The sequence below is a fragment of the Streptomyces sp. NPDC026062 genome (assembly GCF_055568375.1).
On the sequence record NZ_JBVHOQ010000020.1, the window covers coordinates 24,196 to 42,539 of the forward strand.

11 protein-coding genes are annotated in these 18,344 nt (G+C 68.0%); 9 read left to right on the top strand and 2 right to left on the bottom strand.

Features of this window, described 5'->3' with window-relative positions; translation table 11 throughout:
* Positions 1 to 139: 139 nt before the first annotated feature.
* A complete protein-coding gene (locus tag ACZ4LX_RS19630; RefSeq protein ID WP_467646258.1) occupies positions 140 to 3,946 on the bottom strand; it encodes a GH92 family glycosyl hydrolase in 3,807 nt (1,268 codons plus the stop codon).
* A 539-nt stretch (positions 3,947 to 4,485) separates the two neighbouring features.
* Here ACZ4LX_RS19630 and ngcE point away from each other — a divergent pair.
* The 9 genes from ngcE (at position 4,486) to ACZ4LX_RS19675 (ending at position 17,003) form a co-directional block, all read left to right on the top strand.
* The gene (ngcE, locus tag ACZ4LX_RS19635; protein ID WP_467646261.1) at positions 4,486 to 5,931 is read left to right on the top strand and encodes an N-acetylglucosamine/diacetylchitobiose ABC transporter substrate-binding protein; all 1,446 of its coding nucleotides are present in this window, start codon (positions 4,486 to 4,488) and stop codon (positions 5,929 to 5,931) included.
* A 50-nt stretch (positions 5,932 to 5,981) separates the two neighbouring features.
* Positions 5,982 to 6,905 (top strand): carbohydrate ABC transporter permease, encoded by a 924-nt coding sequence (locus tag ACZ4LX_RS19640; protein ID WP_467646263.1) that lies wholly within the window; start codon positions 5,982 to 5,984, stop codon positions 6,903 to 6,905.
* Positions 6,906 to 6,996: 91 nt separating this feature from the next.
* Positions 6,997 to 7,914, top strand: coding sequence for a carbohydrate ABC transporter permease (locus ACZ4LX_RS19645; protein ID WP_467646266.1), 918 nt, complete (start codon positions 6,997 to 6,999; stop codon positions 7,912 to 7,914).
* A gap of 370 nt (positions 7,915 to 8,284) precedes the next feature.
* Positions 8,285 to 9,484 carry an ROK family transcriptional regulator gene (locus tag ACZ4LX_RS19650; RefSeq protein ID WP_467646550.1) on the top strand — a complete coding sequence of 400 codons (1,200 nt, stop codon included), beginning with the start codon at positions 8,285 to 8,287 and terminating at the stop codon, positions 9,482 to 9,484.
* Positions 9,485 to 9,607: 123 nt separating this feature from the next.
* Positions 9,608 to 10,705, top strand: coding sequence for a sugar ABC transporter substrate-binding protein (locus ACZ4LX_RS19655; RefSeq protein ID WP_467646268.1), 1,098 nt, complete (start codon positions 9,608 to 9,610; stop codon positions 10,703 to 10,705).
* Between the two features lie 270 nt (positions 10,706 to 10,975).
* Positions 10,976 to 11,770, top strand: coding sequence for an ATP-binding cassette domain-containing protein (locus ACZ4LX_RS19660; protein WP_467646272.1), 795 nt, complete (start codon positions 10,976 to 10,978; stop codon positions 11,768 to 11,770).
* Positions 11,767 to 13,089 carry a sugar ABC transporter permease gene (locus ACZ4LX_RS19665; protein ID WP_467646275.1) on the top strand — a complete coding sequence of 441 codons (1,323 nt, stop codon included), beginning with the start codon at positions 11,767 to 11,769 and terminating at the stop codon, positions 13,087 to 13,089. Before ACZ4LX_RS19660 ends, ACZ4LX_RS19665 begins: the two co-directional genes overlap by 4 nt.
* 272 nt (positions 13,090 to 13,361) lie before the next feature.
* A complete protein-coding gene (gene dxs / locus ACZ4LX_RS19670; RefSeq protein ID WP_467646278.1) occupies positions 13,362 to 15,335 on the top strand; it encodes a 1-deoxy-D-xylulose-5-phosphate synthase in 1,974 nt (657 codons plus the stop codon).
* Positions 15,336 to 15,497: 162 nt separating this feature from the next.
* Positions 15,498 to 17,003 carry an amino acid permease gene (locus tag ACZ4LX_RS19675; protein WP_467646282.1) on the top strand — a complete coding sequence of 502 codons (1,506 nt, stop codon included), beginning with the start codon at positions 15,498 to 15,500 and terminating at the stop codon, positions 17,001 to 17,003.
* A gap of 86 nt (positions 17,004 to 17,089) precedes the next feature.
* Here ACZ4LX_RS19675 and ACZ4LX_RS19680 read toward each other — a convergent pair whose 3' ends face one another.
* The gene (locus tag ACZ4LX_RS19680; RefSeq protein WP_467646285.1) at positions 17,090 to 18,187 is read right to left on the bottom strand and encodes an LCP family protein; all 1,098 of its coding nucleotides are present in this window, start codon (positions 18,185 to 18,187) and stop codon (positions 17,090 to 17,092) included.
* Positions 18,188 to 18,344: the final 157 nt, after the last annotated feature.

Consider the following 18,344-nt stretch of genomic DNA (forward strand, 5'->3'; position numbering starts at 1 on the left):
CATGCGTGGCCCGCGGCCCCCCCCCGCGGGGGGGGCGCCGGCCCGCGCCGCGGGCCGGGCGGCGCGCGCGGGGCGGGGCCCCCCCCCGGGGCGGGGGGGGCCCCCCCCCCCGACGGGACCGGACGTACCGTTCGGACGGTCAGGAGATCAGCTCCACCTCCGCGAGCGTCGCCTCACCGCTGAGCACCAGCCGGTAACGCGCGTACGAGGCAGGGGCGTTCACCGTGAAGGCCCTCGTCTGTCTGTCCCAGGCGAACGACTGGCCGGACCGCTTGTCGAGGTCCTTCCACGCCGTGCCGTCCGACGACCCCTGCAGGGTCCACCCACTCGGGGCCCTGGCCGCGTCGCCCGAGGTCAGCGTGTACTGGACCGCGTCCGTCGCCGAGGGGACCGGCAGCTCCACCGAGGAGACGGCGGCCGTGGTGGCCGAGGTGTCGTCGAACAGCGCGCCCTCGCCCTTCAGCACGTCCTTCCTCGGCGCCGGCACCTTGTCGTCCTTGGTGATCGAGACCGGGGCGGCGTCCTTGCCGGTGCCCCAGGCCGACGGCTTCGGGCCCATGCCGAACTCCAGCACCCCGCCCCTGGCCAGCAGGTCGTGGGAGAGCGAGGTGGAGGTCCACTTCTTGCCGTTGACCTTCAGGCCCTGCACATAGATGTTCTTCGCGCTGTTCCTGGGCGCCTTGACCACCAGGTCGCGGCCGTACTCCAGGTGCACCGTGGCCTTGGTGAACAGCGGGGAGCCGATCGCGTACTCGCCGCTGCCCATGACCAGCGGGTAGAAGCCGAGCGAGGAGAAGAGGAACCAGGCCGACTGCTCGCCGTTGTCCTCGTCGCCGTGGTAGCCCTGGCCGATCTCGCTGCCCGTGTACAGCCGGCCGAGGACCTCGCGGACCTTCTCCTGCGCCTTGTACGGCTGCGAGGCGGCGTCGTACATGTAGGTGACGTGGTGGGCGACCTGGTTGCTGTGGCCGTACTGGCCCATCCGTACGTCACGGGCCTCCGTCATCTCGTGGATGACCCCGCCGTACGAGCCGACGAACTCGGGGCCCGCCGTCTCGGGGGTGGAGAAGTACGTGTCCAGCTTCTTGGCCAGACCGTCCCGGCCGCCGTAGAGGTTGGCGAGGCCCCTGCTGTCCTGCGGAGCGGTGAAGGCGTAGCCCCAGCCGTTGGTCTCCGTGTAGTCGTAGCCCCAGACCCGGGGGTCGTACCGGTCGGACGGGAGGCGCCAGTCGCCCTTGGCGTCCTTGCCCTGGAAGAAGCCGGCCTTGTCGTCGAAGAGCTCGACGTAGTTGCGGGCCCGGTTCAGGAAGTACTCGGACTCGTCCTTGTAGCGCTGCTTGTGCGTCTTCTCGTAGAGCGCCCGGCCCATCCGCGCGATGCCGTAGTCGTTGACGTATCCCTCCATCGACCAGGACATGCCCTCATGGGTCGAGGTGTCGGCGTACCCGACGAACGGGGACGTCTCCATGCCCTTGCGGCCGACGCCCGAGGACGGCGGGACGACCGTGGCGTTCTTCAGGGCCGCGTCGTACGCGGCCTCCGCGTCGAACTTCACGCCCTTGACGTACGCGTCGGCGAACGCGACGTCCGACGAGGTGCCCGTCATCAGGTCCGAGTAGCCGGGGGAGGACCAGCGGGATATCCAGCCGCCGTCCTTGTACTGCTGGACGAATCCGTCGACCATCTCGCCGGCCTTCTTCGGTGTGAGGAAGGAGTAGGCGGGCCATGTCGTCCGGTAGGTGTCCCAGAAGCCGTTGTTGACGTACACCTTGCCGTCGACGATCTTGGCGCCGGTGTGTGTCGGGGTGTCCGGGCCCACCTGCGGGGAGAACGGGGAGGCGTACTTGTCCTTCCCGCCGACCTGCTCGAAGCCCGAGTTCGGGTAGAGGTACAGCCGGTACATGCTGGAGTACAGCGTGGTCAGCTGGTCGGCCGTCGCGCCCTCGACCTCGACCCTGCCCAGCAGCTCGTCCCAGGCGTCCTGCGCCCTGTCCTCGACCCGGGCGAAGGAGCGCGAGGCGGGGATCTCGGCGGCGAGGTTCCGCTTCGCCTGGTCGATGCTGATCAGCGAGGTCGCCAGGCGCAGGCCGACGGTCCGGTCCTTGCCGGCGTCGAAGCGCAGGTAGCCGGTCACGTCGTCACCGCCGCCGCCGGAGAGCTTGCCGCTCCCGGTGACGGGCGCGTCGAAGACTCCGTGGACGAAGAGCCGGGTGGCGCCGGTCGAGCCGCCGCTCTTCACGTCGGAGAAGCCGGTGAAGGAGCTGGTCCCCGGGTCGAGGGTGAGCCCGCCGTCGTTGGAGACGTTGTCGAAGACCATGCTCGCGTCGTCACCGGGGTAGGTGAAGCGCATCCGCGCCGCGTGGTCGGTCGGCGTCATCTCGGCCTTCAGGCCGTTCTCGAACGTCACCCCGTAGTAGTGGGGCCTCGCGGTCTCGTTCTCGTGCCGGAACGGCAGCGCGCGTGCCGTGCGCGAGGCGTCCGGGGTGCCGGAGGCCGCCGACGGCATCAGCTGGAAGGTCTGCCGGTCGCCCATCCAGGGGCTCGGCTCATGGCTGGCGCCGAAGGCCTGGAGGGTGGGCAGGTTGTCGTCGTTGTTGCCCCGCGCGTAGTCGTACAGCCAGCTGGTCGATCCGGCGTTGGTGACCGGCGTCCAGAAGTTGAAACCGTTGGGTACCGCGGTCGCGGGGAAGTTGTTGCCCCGGGAGAAGCCGCCGCTGGAGTTGGTGCCCCGGACGGTCGAGGCGTAGTCCGAGAGGTGCTTCCCGCGCTTCTCCGGAGCCTTCGGGGCGATCTTGAGGTCGTCGATCCAGCCCTGGAACTTCGCCGGGCCCTTGGGGGAGTCGTACGCGACGAGGATCCGGTCGACGGTCCTGCCGGCCGCGACACCGCCGATCCGCGCGTCGACCTTGTTCCACTGGTTGACGTACAGCCGCTTGGCGTCGGCCTGGCCCTGGGGTGTCAGCAGCCCGCCGTTGGTGTCGGTCGCGCGCAGATCGCTGAGGTAGGTGCCGTCCGTGAAGGCGAGGTCCACGGCGACATGCGTGGCCGGGTAGGACAGGTCCGTTTCGCCCATCTGGGGGTAGACCAGGTAGGAAAGTTCGGTGTCCGGGGTGACAGCCGTGTTGACGTCGAAGATCTTGTTGTACGAGAACGCCCGGCCGTCCGCCTTGTGCGTGCCCGCGTACCGCAGCGCCTTCTTCCCGGTGAAGCCCGCGCCCGCCTTGGCGGTGGGGGAGCCGGAGGGGCCACGGTCGGTCTGGCTGCGCATGTCGTCGGGGGCGGGGGCGGAGGTGTCCCCGTCGGAGAACTGCACGTCGGCGAGCTGGGTCGCGTCCGAAGCGCCGTTGTTCTCCGTGATGTCCAGGCGGAAGTGCTGGTAGGCCCTGTCCGCCGCGAAGTCGTACGACTTGGTCTGGAAGCGCTCGCCGAAGGTCTGGCCGGTCCGGGTGTCCAGGTCCGTCCAGCTCGTGCCGTCCTCGGAGCCCTGGAGGGTCCAGCTCTTCGGATCCCGCTCGTCGTGGTCGTCGGCCGAAGTCAGCGCGTACGTCACGACCTTGACCGGCTCGACGAGATCGAACTCGGCCCAGGCGGTGGGCTCGAACGACAGCCATTTCGTGCCGGGTTCGCCGTCGACGAGGTTCTCCTTCACCTCGCCGCCGCCGCTGTTCTCGTCGCTGGCGCGGACGTCGGTGACCTTGTCGGTCACATTGCCCGGTATTCCGGCGGAGAAGCCGCCATCGATGCCTGATGCCCGCTTCTTGCCGTCGGGACCTCCTTCGACGGTATTACGCCAGTCCGGCTGCTTTTCGTCTGCCTCGAAGGATGAGCTGAACGTCCTTTCACCGGTGGGCTCCTGGCCCTTCGCGCCGGTGCCGGCCGCGGTGGCCGCGGCTGCGGTGGGGGCTGCCACGAGCAGGACGAGGGAGGCCGCGATCAGTGCGGCCATGCTGCTTTGTCTCTTGCGGGAACCGTGTCGGGGCTGCATGCCGAGCCATTCCTCCCGGGGAAGTGCGCTTGGACAACGTTGTCATTGGGGGGCGCAGGAACCAGTAGGGAGTGAAGTGGCCGGTGGTGTCAAGGGTGTTGGATCAGAGGCCGCGTGCGAATCGACCGTAATGCGGAAATCGTTACATCCGAAGGAGGGCGTGCGGTGCCGAGGTATCCGCGAGGTCTCAACTCGGGAAAGACTGCCGTCCAAACCTGCATTCGATCTTGCTCAGTTGGCGACAAGTGGACTATACCTGTCGGCGTCTGCACAGCTTCATTCCAAACTGTGCGGCAAGGGGAGACGCGGGGGCAGGACAACGGGGGCGCCGCAGGTGCGTTCGCTGTTCGGTCTCCCCGTGCCCCCACTGCATCGACCAGCCAGAAATCTGCACCACCCAAGCGCAACTGAACGCGGTGGCGGGGCCCTTCGCCTGAGGCGAATATCGACGGGCGACCGGTACACACCGCCTGAGTCCTGGAGAAGGCGAGGACTTGAGCATGGGATCCACCTCCGCCCACAAGAATGAGGGCCTTGGCCGTCGCGATCTGATCAAGCGGTCTGCCGCACTCGGTCTGATCACCGTTCCGACGATGAGTTTCCTGTCGGCGTGCGCGAGCAGCGACGGCGGCAGCGACGACCAGGTCGAGAAGGGCAAGACCAGCGCGAAGAACCCGCTGGGCGTCAATGACACGGCCGCGCTCGACGTGGTCATCTTCGACGGCGGTTTCGGTCAGCAGTACGCGATCGACGCCGAGAAGAAGTACACCGCGGCCTTCCCGAAGGCCAAGGTCAAGCACTCCGCGACCCAGAAGATCCAGTCCCAGCTGCAGCCGCGCTTCAACGGTGGCACCCCGCCGGACCTCATCGACAACTCCGGTGCCGAGCAGATGGACATGGGCGTCCTCGTCGACAAGAAGCAGCTGTTCGACCTGACGGCGCTGATGGACGCCCCGTCCATCGACGACCCGAACAAGAAGGTCCGAGACACCCTGCGCCCGGGCGTCCTGGAGATGGGTCAGTTCGACGGTGACCCGGTCTGGATCATGTACTACGCGTACACCGTGTACGGCGTCTGGTACTCGCAGACCAACCTGGAGAAGCTGGACGCCGAGTATCCCGAGGACTGGGACGCCATGCTCGCCCTGTGCGCGAAGGCGAAGAAGCAGGGCGTCGCCGGCTGGACGTACCCGGGCAAGTACCCGTACTACCTGCCGTTCTCCCTCTACCCGTTCATCGGCAAGATCGGTGGCCGGGAGGTTCTCGACAAGATCGACAACCTGGAGCCGAACGCCTGGAAGGACCCCGCCGTCAAGGCGGCGTTCGAGGCGTACTACGAGCTGTACAAGAAGGGGTACATCCTCAAGGGCACCCCGGGCCTGACCCACATCCAGTCGCAGACCGAGTGGACCAAGGGCAAGGCGCTCTTCATCCCGAACGGCTCGTGGGTGGAGAACGAGGCGGCCCCGACCACGCCCAAGGACTTCAAGATGATGGTCGCGGCCCCCTCCGGCCTCGACTCGTCGGACAAGCTGCCCTTCGGCACCATCTGGGCGTCCGGCGGCGAGCCCTTCGTCGTCCCGGCGAAGGCGAAGAACCCGCAGGGCGGCATGGAGCAGCTGCGCATCATGCTCTCCGAGGAGTCCTCCAAGAACTTCACCAAGCAGGTCAAGTCCCTCAGCGCCTTCAACGGCGGCACCGACGGCCTGACCCTCTCCACGGCCATGCAGGCCGGTGTCGACGCGCTGAAGAAGGCCGGCGACAACGTGGTGAACCCCCGTATGCAGGACTGGTACGTGAAGCTCCAGAAGGAGCAGATCGGCACCGCCGGCATCGGCGAGATGATGGCCGGGCGTCTGACGCCCGCCGAGGCCATCAAGAAGATCCAGGGCTACGCGGACGCCGCGGCCAAGGACTCGTCCGTCAAGAAGTACAAGCACCAGTGAGCAACCGTCACCAGCGGCGGCACCCGCGGAAAGATCGGGGTCGGTAAACGATGCAGCACGGCAAGTACCGGTTCATTGTGGGGTTCCTGGTAGCCCCACTGGCGTTGTACGCGGTCTTCGTCATCTGGCCGTTCATCCAGTCCATCTACTACTCGTTCACGGACTGGACCGGCCTGAGCCCGGACTTCAAGATGGTCGGCCTCGACAACTACACGAGGATGTTCAAGGACGACATTTTCTGGAAGTCGCTGCAGCACAGCGTGCTGCTCGTGCTGCTGCTGCCGTTGGTGACGCTGGGCCTCGCGCTCTTCTTCGCCTTCATGCTCAATGTCGGAGGCCGGCGGCGCAAGAACGCCGCGGTCTCCGGCGTGCGGGGCTCGGGGTTCTACAAGATCGCCTATTTCTTCCCGCAGGTGCTTTCGATCGTCATCGTCGCCCTGCTGTTCCAGTTCGCGTACAACCCGCGCAGCGGAATGCTTAATTCGGCGCTCAAGGCAATCGGGCTCGACTCCGTCCAGCCGGACTGGCTGGGCGACCCGAATCTGGCACTCATCTGCGTCATGGTGGTGCTGGTCTGGTCGACGGTCGGATTCTTCGTCGTCCTCTTCTCCGCCGGCATGGCGTCCATCCCGAAGGACTTCTACGAGGCGGCGCTCCTGGACGGGGCCAGCCGCGTCACGACGTTCTTCAAGATCACCCTGCCGCTGCTCTGGGACACCGTGCAGTCGGGGTGGGTCTACATGGGCATCCTGGCGCTCGGCGTCGAGGCGTTCACGGCCGTGCAGGTCATGACCGTGGGCCCCGGCGGTCCCGACTACGCGACCTCGATCCTGCCCCTGTACGTCTACCAGACGGCGTTCCGTGACGGTCAGGCCGGATACGCGACCACGATCGGTGTCGGGCTGCTCATCGTCACCATGGTGTTCGCCGCCGTCGTGATGCGTCTCGGCCGGCGTGAGCGGCTGGAGTTCTGATGCTGTGCTTCCCGGGACACGGCGCCCGGATCCCCAGCGGGCAAGACAGCCCGGCCCCGGCGGCCGGCTCGACAGTACGAGGTGAGCACACGTGAAGGCCACTGAAACCCCTCCCGTGGTCACGGTGACGGAACCGGCCCCCGTGTCCAAGGTGCCCGCGCAGGGCGGCAAGGCGAAGAGCAGCGAGGGCAAGGTCCTCAACGTCTTCTCGCACGGTGTGCTGATCATCTGGGCGATCCTGGTGGTCCTGCCGCTGCTCTGGGCGATCATGACCTCGTTCAAGACCGATGACTCGATCCTGTCGACGCCCTGGGCGCTGCCGGACAAGCTCCACTTCGAGAACTGGTCACGCGCCTGGGGTCAGGCGCACATGAGCGAATACTTCTTGAACACGGTCGTGGTGGTGGGCGGTTCGCTCATCGGCACGCTGCTGCTCGGCTCGATGGCGGCGTACGTCCTGGCGCGGTTCGACTTCCCGGGCAACCGCTTCGTGTACTACCTGTTCATCGGCGGGATGAGCTTCCCGATCATCCTGGCGCTGGTCCCGCTGTTCTTCGTGATGAACAACATGGGGCTCCTGAACACGACGCACGGGCTGATCCTGGTCTACATCGCCTACTCGTTGCCGTTCACGGTCTTCTTCCTCACCTCGTTCTTCCGGACGCTGCCGGGCTCCGTCGCGGAGGCGGCGATGCTCGACGGGGCCTCACACACCCGGACGTTCTTCCAGGTGATGCTGCCCATGGCGAAGCCGGGCCTGATCAGCGTCGGCATCTTCAACTTCCTCGGGCAGTGGAACCAGTACATGCTGCCGACCGTGCTGAACAGCGACCCCAACCACCGGGTGCTCTCCCAGGGGCTGGTCGAACTGGCCAACAGCCAGGGCTACAAGGGCGACTGGTCCGGTCTCTTCGCCGGCCTGGTGATGGCGATGCTCCCGGTCCTCGCGGCCTACATCGTCTTCCAGCGCCAGGTCGTGGCCGGTCTGACCGCGGGAGCGGTGAAGTAGCGCGCGAGCAGCGGTGGACGAGTTGCCCACGCAGTGCTGGACGAGTGGCCCCGAGCCGTGCTGACGAGGCGCTCAAGCAGTGCTGAACGAGGAGCCCGTACAACGGAGATGAGGTTCGGACAGCGGTGAAGGACCGCGCACAGTGGTGAAGTAATAGCTCAAGCGCTTTCTCCGTCGAACCACCGAACCGCCCACCGGCAGCCCTGCCGGTGGGCGGTTCGTCTGTGTACGGGGGAGTTCGCGGAGCGTGCCGTGCGCGGGCCCTGTGCTCATCCGAGGCTTCGGCTGCTCAAGGTCTTGACGGGGCGTACCCCAAAACGGTCAGCTTAGGGTTCACATGTTGGAGAATATGGCAGGAGTGAGAGAGTCGATGGAGACTCCGGGGTCGCAGACATCTCTGCATCGCGCCAACCTTGAGCGGGTCGTGCGCGCCGTACGTATGGCGGGCTCGCTCACCCAGGCGGAGATCGCCAGGAGCACGGGCCTCTCCGCGGCCACCGTCTCCAATATCGTTCGCGAACTGAAGGAGGGCGGCACCGTCGAGGTGACCCCCACCTCGGCAGGCGGCCGCCGGGCCCGCAGCGTCTCGCTCAGCGGGGACGCGGGCATCGTCATCGGCGTCGATTTCGGACATACGCACCTACGCGTGGCGGTCGGCAACCTGGCCCACCAGGTGCTCGCCGAGGAGTCCGAGCCGCTGGACGTGGACGCCTCGTCGGCCGAGGGCTTCGGACGGGCGGAACAGCTGGTCAACCGGCTGATCGAGACCACCGGGATCAGCCCCGGCAAGGTCATCGGGGTGGGGCTCGGAGTTCCCGGCCCGATCGACGTCGAGTCCGGCACGCTGGGCTCCACGTCGATCCTGCCGGGCTGGACGGGCATCAACCCCGGCGAGGAGCTCGCCGGACGCCTCGGTGTGCCGGTCTACGTCGACAACGACGCCAACCTCGGGGCGCTGGGCGAGCTGGTGTGGGGAGGCGGCCGAGGGGTCCGCGACCTCGCGTACATCAAGGTCGCGAGCGGTGTCGGCGCCGGTCTGGTGATCGACGGGCACATCTACCGGGGCCCCGGCGGCACGGCCGGCGAGATCGGCCACATCACCCTCGACGAATCGGGCCCCGTCTGCCGCTGCGGCAACCGAGGGTGCCTGGAGACCTTCACGGCCGCGCGTTACGTCCTGCCCCTGCTCCGGCCCAGCCACGGGCCCGATCTCACCATGGAGCGGGTCGTCCAGCTGGCACGCGAGGGCGATCCGGGGTGCCGGCGGGTGATCGGCGACGTGGGACGGCACATCGGCAGCGGGGTGGCCAACCTCTGCAATCTGCTGAACCCGAGCCGCGTGGTTCTCGGTGGATCGCTCGCGGAGGCAGGGGAGTTGGTGCTCGGCCCCATACGGGACTCCGTGTCGCGCTACGCCATCCCCAGCGCCGCACGCCAGCTCTCGGTGCTGCCTGGCGCGCTCGGCGGACGGGCGGAGGTGCTGGGTGCGCTGGCCCTCGTTCTGAACGAGATGGGGGATTCGACCCTTTTGGAGAGCACCCTGCCCGCGGCGACCCCTGCCTTCACTTAGATAACGGATGGCACCGTTGTCATCTCGTTAAGAATTTACTCCTTGACGTCACGCCTGCGGCCGAGTTGACTCCAACCCACCTCGGCCGCAACGTTGCGGCCTCGTCAGGGAGGCACACCCGCAATGAACGCAATGACGCGACGCATCGTCATAGGCACGGCCGCAGTTTCCATGGCCGTCTCCCTCGCCGCCTGTGGCAAGGCGGGCGACGACAAGGACAGCGGCAGCGGTGGTGACAGCAAGACCATCGGTCTGCTGCTGCCGGAGAACAAGACCACGCGTTACGAGACCTTCGACCGCCCGCTCATCGAGGCGAAGCTCAAGGCTCTCTGCTCCGACTGCGACGTCAAGTACAACAACGCCGCGGGTGACACGGAGACCCAGAAGAAGCAGTTCGACGCGCTGATCACGCAGGGCGTCAAGGTCATCATCCTGGACACGGTCGACTACAAGGCCGCGAAGTCCTGGATCCAGCAGGCCGACAAGAAGGGCGTCAAGGTCGTCGCGTACGACCGGCTCGCCGAGGGCCCGATCTCCGCGTACGTCTCGTACGACAACGAGAAGATCGGCCGTCTGCAGGGCGAGGCCCTGGTCAAGGCCCTGGGCGACAAGGCCAAGGACAGCAATGTCGTCATGATCAACGGCTCGCCGCTCGACCCGAACGCCCCCTTCTTCAAGAAGGGCGCGCACAGCGTCCTGGACACCCAGGTCAAGAAGGTCGTCTACGAGCAGGACATCCCGGACTGGTCGCCGGACGAGGCGAACAAGAAGATGGGTGCCGCCATCGACTCGCTCGGCAAGAGCGGCTTCCAGGGCGTCTACTCCGCCAACGACGGCATGGCCGGCGGCATCATCACCGCCCTCAAGAAGCAGGGCGTGAAGGTCCCGGTCGGCGGCCAGGACTCCGAACTCGCCGGTCTGCAGCGCATCATCGCGGGCGAGCAGTCCTTCACGATCTACAAGCAGATCAAGCCGCAGGCGGAGGTCACCGCCGAGATCGCGGTCAAGCTGCTCAAGGGCGAGAAGATCGACGAGCTGACCAACACCAAGGTCGACAGCCTGTCGGGCGAGTTCAAGGCCACCCCGTCGCGTCTGTACGACGCCACGATCGTGACCAAGGAGAACATCGCCTCCACGATCATCGCGGACGGCGTCTACAAGGCCTCCGACATCTGCACCGCCGAGTTCAAGGCGGCCTGCGACGCCGCCGGTATCAAGTAACTCCGGCGCCAGAGCCCCCCGGCCCCTCGAACCAGTCCGGCACCCGCCCCGTCAACGCCCCGCAAGCGGGGGCGGGGCCGGACTCTTCTTCCCGGGCCGGGCCGTCGGACCGCCGCCGTCCCAGGCCTCCGGCCGCCGGGCGACGGCGGCCCGACGACCCGGCCCGGCACCCCCTCTGTACCAGTTCGCCCCGGCACCCTCTGCCCCGTCGCGCAGACACCGCCGGGCCCCGGCACTGGCACCATCCCCGCCGGTCAGGCGGCGAAGGAGATGATTCACGTGTCCGCTACGCCCGTGCTGGCGTTGCGCGGAATCTCCAAGCGGTTCGGCGCCGTTCAGGCGCTCACCGATGTGGACCTGGAGATTCGTTCCGGCGAAGTGGTTGCCCTGGTCGGCGACAACGGCGCCGGCAAGTCAACCCTTGTCAAGACCATCTCGGGTGTCCACCCGATCGACGAAGGCGCCATCGAGTGGGAGGGTGCGACGGTCCGGATCAACCGGCCGAACGACGCCCAGGACCTCGGAATCGCCACCGTCTACCAGGACTTGGCGCTCTGCGACAACCTCGACGTCGTCGCCAACCTCTTCCTCGGCAACGAGCTCCGCAGCGTCTCCGTCCTCGACGAGATCGCGATGGAGAAGCGCGCCAAGGAGCTCCTGGACACCCTGTCCATCCGGATCCCGAGCGTCCGTATCCCGGTCGCCGCGCTCTCCGGCGGTCAGCGCCAGGTCGTGGCCATCGCGCGCGCCCTGATCGGCGACCCCAAGGTCGTCATCCTGGACGAGCCGACCGCCGCCCTCGGCGTCGAGCAGACCGCCCAGGTCCTCGACCTGGTCGAGCGGCTGCGCGAGCGGGGCCACGGGGTCATCCTCATCAGCCACAACATGGCCGATGTGAACGCCGTCGCCGACAGGGTCGCGGTGCTCCGACTGGGCCGCAACAACGGTGTCTTCGATGTGGCGTCCACGTCCCACGAAGAGGTCATCGCCGCGATCACCGGCGCCACGGACAATGCCGTCACGCGCCGCAAGGCACGCACAGCCACGAAGGAGGACGCGAAGTGAGCGACCTCGCCAAGACCCCCGGGACTTCCACCGAGAAGACCGAGAAGTCCGCCGCGGTGCCGGCCCAGGCCGAGCAGTCCGCTGCCCCGGTCCCGGCAGTGGACCCGCGTCTGCTCATCCGTGAGGAGGGCTTCAAGGGCTACTGGTCGGAGTTCACCCGCAAGGTGCGCGGCGGAGAGCTCGGCTCGCTGCCCGTCTTCGTCGGCCTGATCGTCATCGCGATCGTCTTCCAGCTCCAGAACAGCAACTTCCTCTCCGCCAGCTCCGTCGCCAACATCGCCGTCTACAGCTCCGGCCTCGGCATCATGGCGGTCGGCATCGTCTTCGTGCTGCTGCTCGGCGAGATCGACCTGTCGGTCGGTTCCGTCGCGGGCGTCGGCGCGGCGACCTGGGCCGTGCTCAACGTCAACCACGGCTGGCCCGAGTGGCTGGCGATCGTCACCGCCGTGCTCGCCGGAACGGCGCTGGGCGCCCTGCACGGCTTCTTCTTCGCCAAGATCGGCGTGCCGGCCTTCGTCGTCACCCTGGCCGGCTTCCTCGGCTGGAGCGGACTGCAGGACTGGCTGATGGGCGGCGAGGGCTCGATCAACACGCCTTCCGGCAGTGTCGTCGAGAACCTGACCAACTACTTCTTCGAGGACAAGGGCGTCGGCTACGGCCTCGCCGTCGTCGCCGTCGTCGCGTACGGCGCCTCGCTCCTGCTGGACAGCAAGCGCCGCAAGGCCGCGGGCCTGCCCGCCCGGCCGGTCGCCGAGATCGTGCTGCGCACCGGCGTCGTGGCGGTCCTGGTCTTCGTCGTCGCGTACGTCCTGAACGAGCCGTCGGGCGCCCGCGGTCTGCCGCTGGCCCTGGTGCTCTTCCTCGCCGTGCTCGTGATCGCGGACTTCGTCGCCCGCCGTACGACCTTCGGCCGTCAGGTCTTCGCGGTCGGCGGCAACCCGGAGGCCGCGCGCCGCGCCGGTATCAGCGTCGACCGGATCCGGATCATCGTCTTCGCGCTCTCCGGCACCCTGGGCGCCTTCGGCGGACTCTTCATCGCCAGCCTCTCCGGCGGTGCGACCAAGAGCGTCGGCGGCGGCAACACCCTGATGCTGGTCATCGCGGCCGCCGTCATCGGTGGCACCAGCCTCTTCGGCGGCCGGGGCAAGGTCTGGTCCGCACTGCTCGGCATGATCGTCATCCAGTCGATCCAGCAGGGCCTGAACATGATCGGTATGGCCAACGCCGTTCAGTACATGATCACCGGCGCGGTCCTCCTCGCCGCCGTGGTCATCGACTCGGTCTCCCGCCGTACGCAGAAGACCGCGGGCCGCGCCTAGGAATCTCGCTCGGGTCAGGCCGGACGGGAGCGCGGTGCCGGGGCACCCGGGCCCCGCATGATCCGAGCGGGAGGCCCCGGCCCACCGGCTCCCGCGGACCGACGGCCTCACGACGCCGGACAGTGCCCGGCGCCCCTTTCCGGGGCGCCGGGCACCGTCATGTACCGGCCGGGGGTGGGACAGCACACCCCCGCCCGATGCCCGGCGCGGCGGACGGAACATTAGACTCATCGGATCGGCATGCTCGACCAGCACAATCGCAAGGAGGCACGGTGACACAGCCGCGCGAAGCGCGTCAGGCGGTGACGGGCGAGGGATGGGACCTGCTGGCCCGCATCGGCGGACCGCGTGACCTGGACCGGCTCACCCCCGAGCAGCTGGAGCAGCTCGCCGAAGAGATCCGGACCTTCCTCGTCGACGCGGTCTCCAAGACCGGCGGACACCTCGGACCCAACCTCGGCGTGGTCGAGCTGACCATCGCCCTGCACCGGGTCTTCGACTCGCCGAAGGACAAGGTCCTCTTCGACACCGGCCACCAGAGCTATGTGCACAAGCTCCTCACCGGCCGCCAGGACTTCTCGAAGCTCAAGAGCAAGGGCGGCCTCTCCGGCTACCCCTCGCGTGCCGAGTCCGAGCACGACATCATCGAGAACTCGCACGCCTCCACCGTGCTCGGCTGGGCCGACGGCCTCGCCAAGGCCAACGAGGTCCTGGGCAAGGACGACCACGTCGTCGCGGTCATCGGTGACGGCGCACTCACCGGCGGTATGGCCTGGGAGGCGCTGAACAACATCGCCGCCGCCAAGGACCGCCCCCTCGTCATCGTCGTCAACGACAACGAGCGCTCCTACGCTCCGACCATCGGCGGCCTCGCCAACCACCTCGCGACCCTGCGCACCACCGACGGCTACGAGCGCTTCCTGGCCCGGGGCAAGGACCTCCTGGAGCGCACCCCCGTCGTGGGGAGGCCGCTGTACGAGACGCTGCACGGCGCCAAGAAGGGCCTCAAGGACTTCATCGCGCCGCAGGGCATGTTCGAGGACCTCGGCCTGAAGTACGTGGGCCCGATCGACGGCCACGACCTGGAGGCCCTGGAGTCCGCGCTCCAGCGTGCCAAGCGCTTCGGCGGACCCGTCATCGTGCACTGCCTCACCGAGAAGGGCCGCGGCTACACCCCGGCGCTGCAGGACGAGGCCGACCGCTTCCACGCGGTCGGCAAGATCCACCCCGACACCGGCCTCCCCGTCGCCACCTCCGGTCTCGACTGGACCTCCGTCTTCGGCGAGGAGATGGTCAAGCTCGGCAAGGAGCGCGAGGACATCGTCGCGATCACCGCGGCCATGCTCCAGCCGGTCGGGCTGACCAAGTTCGAGAAGGCGTTCCCGGACCGGATCTACGACGTCGGCATCGCCGAGCAGCACGGCGCGGTCTCCGCGGCGGGCCTGGCCACCGGCGGTCTGCACCCGGTCTTCGCGGTGTACGCCACCTTCCTCAACCGCGCCTTCGACCAGGTCCTGATGGACGTCGCCCTGCACAAGTGCGGTGTGACGTTCGTCCTCGACCGGGCGGGGGTCACCGGTACCGACGGCGCCTCGCACAACGGCATGTGGGACATGTCGATCCTCCAGTGCGTGCCCTCCCTGCGGATCGCCGCCCCGCGCGACGCCGACCAGGTCCGCGCGCAGCTGCGTGAGGCCGTCGAGGTCGACGACGCTCCGACGGTCGTCCGCTTCTCCAAGGGCGCGGTCGGCCCGTCGGTCAAGGCCGTCTCCACGGTCGGCGGCATGGATGTGCTCCGCGAGCCCGCTGCCGCCCGGCCGGACGTCCTGCTCGTCTCCATCGGGGCGCTCGCCCCGATGTGCCTGGAGATCGCCGACCTGCTCGACGCCCAGGGCATCTCGACCACCGTCGTCGACCCGCGCTGGGTCAAGCCCGTCGACGAGGCGATGGCCCCGCTCGCGGCGAAGCACCGGGTCGTCGTCACCGTCGAGGACAACAGCAGGGCCGGCGGTGTCGGCTCCGCCGTCGCCCAGGCGCTGCGCGACGCGGACGTCGACGTACCGCTGCGTGACTTCGGTATTCCGCCGGTCTTCCTCGACCACGCCTCCCGCAAGGAGGTCATGGCCGAGATCGGACTGACCGCACCGGACATCGCCCGCCAGGTCACCGGCCTGGTGGCCAGGCTCGACGGCCGCTACGACACGGACGCGCAGACCCGCTCCGTGGTGGAGCAGGTCCGGGACTGACCGCACACCGCCGCGTGCCGATGGGGCCGGTTGCCCACCCTGTACGGGTGGTGTGACCGGCCCGATCGTGTGAAATCCCCTGGTGGGCGGCGTGCTGCGGGCGGCCCTGGGGAGAGCGGGTCCCAATCATGGCGTACACGACGAGTGCGTGGAGGTACGCCGGTGAGCACCCAGCAGGACCTGCCCCCCAGCGGAGACGGACTGTTCAGGACCAAGACGGTCGAACAGTCGATCCGCGACACCGAGGAACCGGAGCACGCCCTCAGGAAGTCCCTCTCCGCCCTGGACCTCACCGTCTTCGGCGTCGGCGTCATCATCGGCACCGGAATCTTCGTGCTCACCGGCAAGGTGGCCAAGGAGACGGCGGGCCCCGCCACCGCCATCGCCTTCGTGATCGCGGGCGTCGTCTGCGGCCTGGCCGCGCTCTGCTACGCGGAATTCGCCTCGACGGTCCCGGTGGCCGGCTCGGCCTACACCTTCTCCTACGCCTCCCTCGGCGAACTCGTCGCCTGGATCATCGGCTGGGACCTGGTCCTGGAGTTCGCGCTGGGCACCGCGGTGGTGGCGGTCGGCTGGTCCGGCTATGTCCGCTCACTGATGGACAACGCGGGCTGGCATCTGCCGGACGCGCTCTCCGGACCCGATGTGGCGGACGGGTTCGGCTTCGACGTCCTCGCCTTCGCCCTGGTGCTGGTGCTGACCGTCATCCTGGTGCTCGGGATGAAGCTCTCCGCCCGGGTCACGACGGTGGTGGTGGCCATCAAGGTGGCCGTCGTCCTGATCGTGATCGTCGCGGGCCTGTTCTTCATCGACACCGCGAACTACTCGCCCTTCGTCCCCGAGGCCGAGCCCCAGCCGTCCGGGTCCGGCCTGGACGCCCCGCTGGTCCAGCTGATCTTCGGATACGAGCCCACGAACTTCGGCGTGATGGGCATCTTCACCGCCGCCTCCATCGTCTTCTTCGCCTTCATCGGCTTCGATGTCGTGGCCACGGCCGCCGAGGAGACCAAGCTCCCGCAGCGCGACATGCCGCGCGGCATCATGGCCTCGCTCTTCATCTGCACCGCGCTCTACGTCGCCGTATCGATCGTCGTCACCGGAATGCAGCAATACACCGAGCTTTCCGTGAGCGCCCCGCTCGCCGACGCCTTCAAGGCCGTCGGGCACCCCTTCTACGCCGGTGTCATCAGCTTCGGCGCCGCCGTCGGTCTCACCACGGTCTGCATGATCCTGCTGCTGGGGCAGACCCGGGTGTTCTTCGCGATGAGCCGTGACGGTCTGCTCCCGAGGTTCTTCTCGAAGACGCACCCGAGGTTCCGCACCCCGTACCGGCCGACCATCCTGCTGGGTGGGCTCATCGCGGTCATCGCGGGCTTCACCAGCATCAACGAGCTCGCGACGCTGGTGAACATCGGCACGCTCTTCGCCTTCGTGGTCGTCGCCCTGGGCGTCATCGTCCTGCGCCGCACCCGCCCGGACCTGCACCGGGCCTTCCGCACGCCGTGGGTGCCGCTGATCCCGGTCCTGTCGGTGGCCGCCTCGGTCTGGCTGATGCTCAATCTGCCGGCGGAGACCTGGCTGCGGTTCGGTATCTGGATGGTGATCGGCGTGATCATCTACTTCGCGTACGGACGCGGGCACAGCCGGGTGAACCGGACCGGGGCGTGACGAGGACGGCCCCGCCCGCCCTGCCTGGCAGACTTCGGCCCCGCCCGCCCTTCCGGGCCGGCGGGGCCGAAGTCTTCGTGGCCGCGTCAGCCGCCGGTGGCGGGGGACTTCTTGGCGGACTCGGGAATCGTGGCGTCCTCGCGGATCGCCTTCCACAAGGTGTCGGCCTGCGGCTGTGCGGAGATCACCCGGTTCGGGTCGATCTTGTCGTAGGCGACGGGGAGCATGATGGTCTCCATCGTTTCCGGGTCGACGCCGTTCATCGAACGGGCGAACTCGGTGAGCGACTTGAGCGAGGCAAGGCCCTCGTCGGTCGTCAGCGACTTGGTCGCGGAGTTGGCGATCTTGTAGGCGCTGGTCGGACTGCCCAGCAGGTCCTGCTTCTTGACCTCGCTGAGGAGGGCGAACAGGAACTGCTGCTGGAGACCGATGCGGCCGAGGTCGCTGCCGTCGCCGATGCCGTGCCGGGTGCGGACGTAGGCGAGGGACTGGGTGCCGTCGAGCTTGTGGGGTCCGGCGGTGAGGTCGAGGCCGGAGGACTTGTCGTGGATGTCCTGGGGGACGTCGACGGTGACGCCGCCTATGGCGTCGACGAGACCCTTGAACCCGGAGAAGTTGATCTCCAGATAGTGGTCGATGCGTACGCCGGACATCTTCTCGACGGTCTTGACCACACAGGCCGGACCGACCTGGGCGTAGACGGAGTTGAACATCTCGCGGTCCGAGGACGGCACCTTCGTCCCGTCGGTCTTGGTGCACTCGGGCCGGGTCACCAGGGTGTCGCGGGGGATGGAGACGGCGACGGCCCTGCTGCGGCCCTCGGGGATGTGTACGACCAGTGCGGTGTCGGAGCGGGCTCCACTGACGCTGCCGCCGCCGCCCAGCTCCTTGTTCTCGGCGCCGGCGCGTGAGTCCGAGCCGAGGACCAGGAGGTTCTGTCCGCTGGTCGGAAGCTTCTCGGGGCGGTCGTCCCCCAGGGCCTTGTCGATGTCGACGCCCTTGATGTTCCCGTCCAGTTGGCTGTACAGCCAGTAGCCGGTGCCGCCCGCCGCGATGACGAGAACCAGCACGGACAGCAGGATGGCCCGGCGTATGCGCTGGCCCCGTGTCCGCACACGCTTGCGCCCGCGGGAAGGAGTGTCCGGAGGACTTTGGTGTTCGGGCGTGATGGCGTCTTGGCTCATCCTGAGTGAGTCCTCACAACTTGTGGCCTGGTCGGGGCGCAGGTGATGGGGTGGGACTCGGGTGGGGGGTGGAGCCGGTCCGCGTTTGCTGATGAGTGAGCACTATAGACAGTCGCTCTGGTGTACGTACGGAGTCTGTGGCCTGACGGTGACGGGG

What these genes read in the sequence shown, in the direction of transcription:
- ACZ4LX_RS19630 (WP_467646258.1), bottom strand. Translation starts at nt 3,946, where the DNA reads ATGGCCGCACTGATCGCGGCCTCCCTCGTCCTGCTCGTGGCAGCCCCC.
- ngcE (WP_467646261.1), top strand. Translation starts at nt 4,486, where the DNA reads ATGGGATCCACCTCCGCCCACAAGAATGAGGGCCTTGGCCGTCGCGAT.
- ACZ4LX_RS19640 (WP_467646263.1), top strand. Translation starts at nt 5,982, where the DNA reads ATGCAGCACGGCAAGTACCGGTTCATTGTGGGGTTCCTGGTAGCCCCA.
- ACZ4LX_RS19650 (WP_467646550.1), top strand. Translation starts at nt 8,285, where the DNA reads ATGGAGACTCCGGGGTCGCAGACATCTCTGCATCGCGCCAACCTTGAG.
- ACZ4LX_RS19655 (WP_467646268.1), top strand. Translation starts at nt 9,608, where the DNA reads ATGAACGCAATGACGCGACGCATCGTCATAGGCACGGCCGCAGTTTCC.
- ACZ4LX_RS19660 (WP_467646272.1), top strand. Translation starts at nt 10,976, where the DNA reads ATGATTCACGTGTCCGCTACGCCCGTGCTGGCGTTGCGCGGAATCTCC.
- ACZ4LX_RS19680 (WP_467646285.1), bottom strand. Translation starts at nt 18,187, where the DNA reads ATGAGCCAAGACGCCATCACGCCCGAACACCAAAGTCCTCCGGACACT.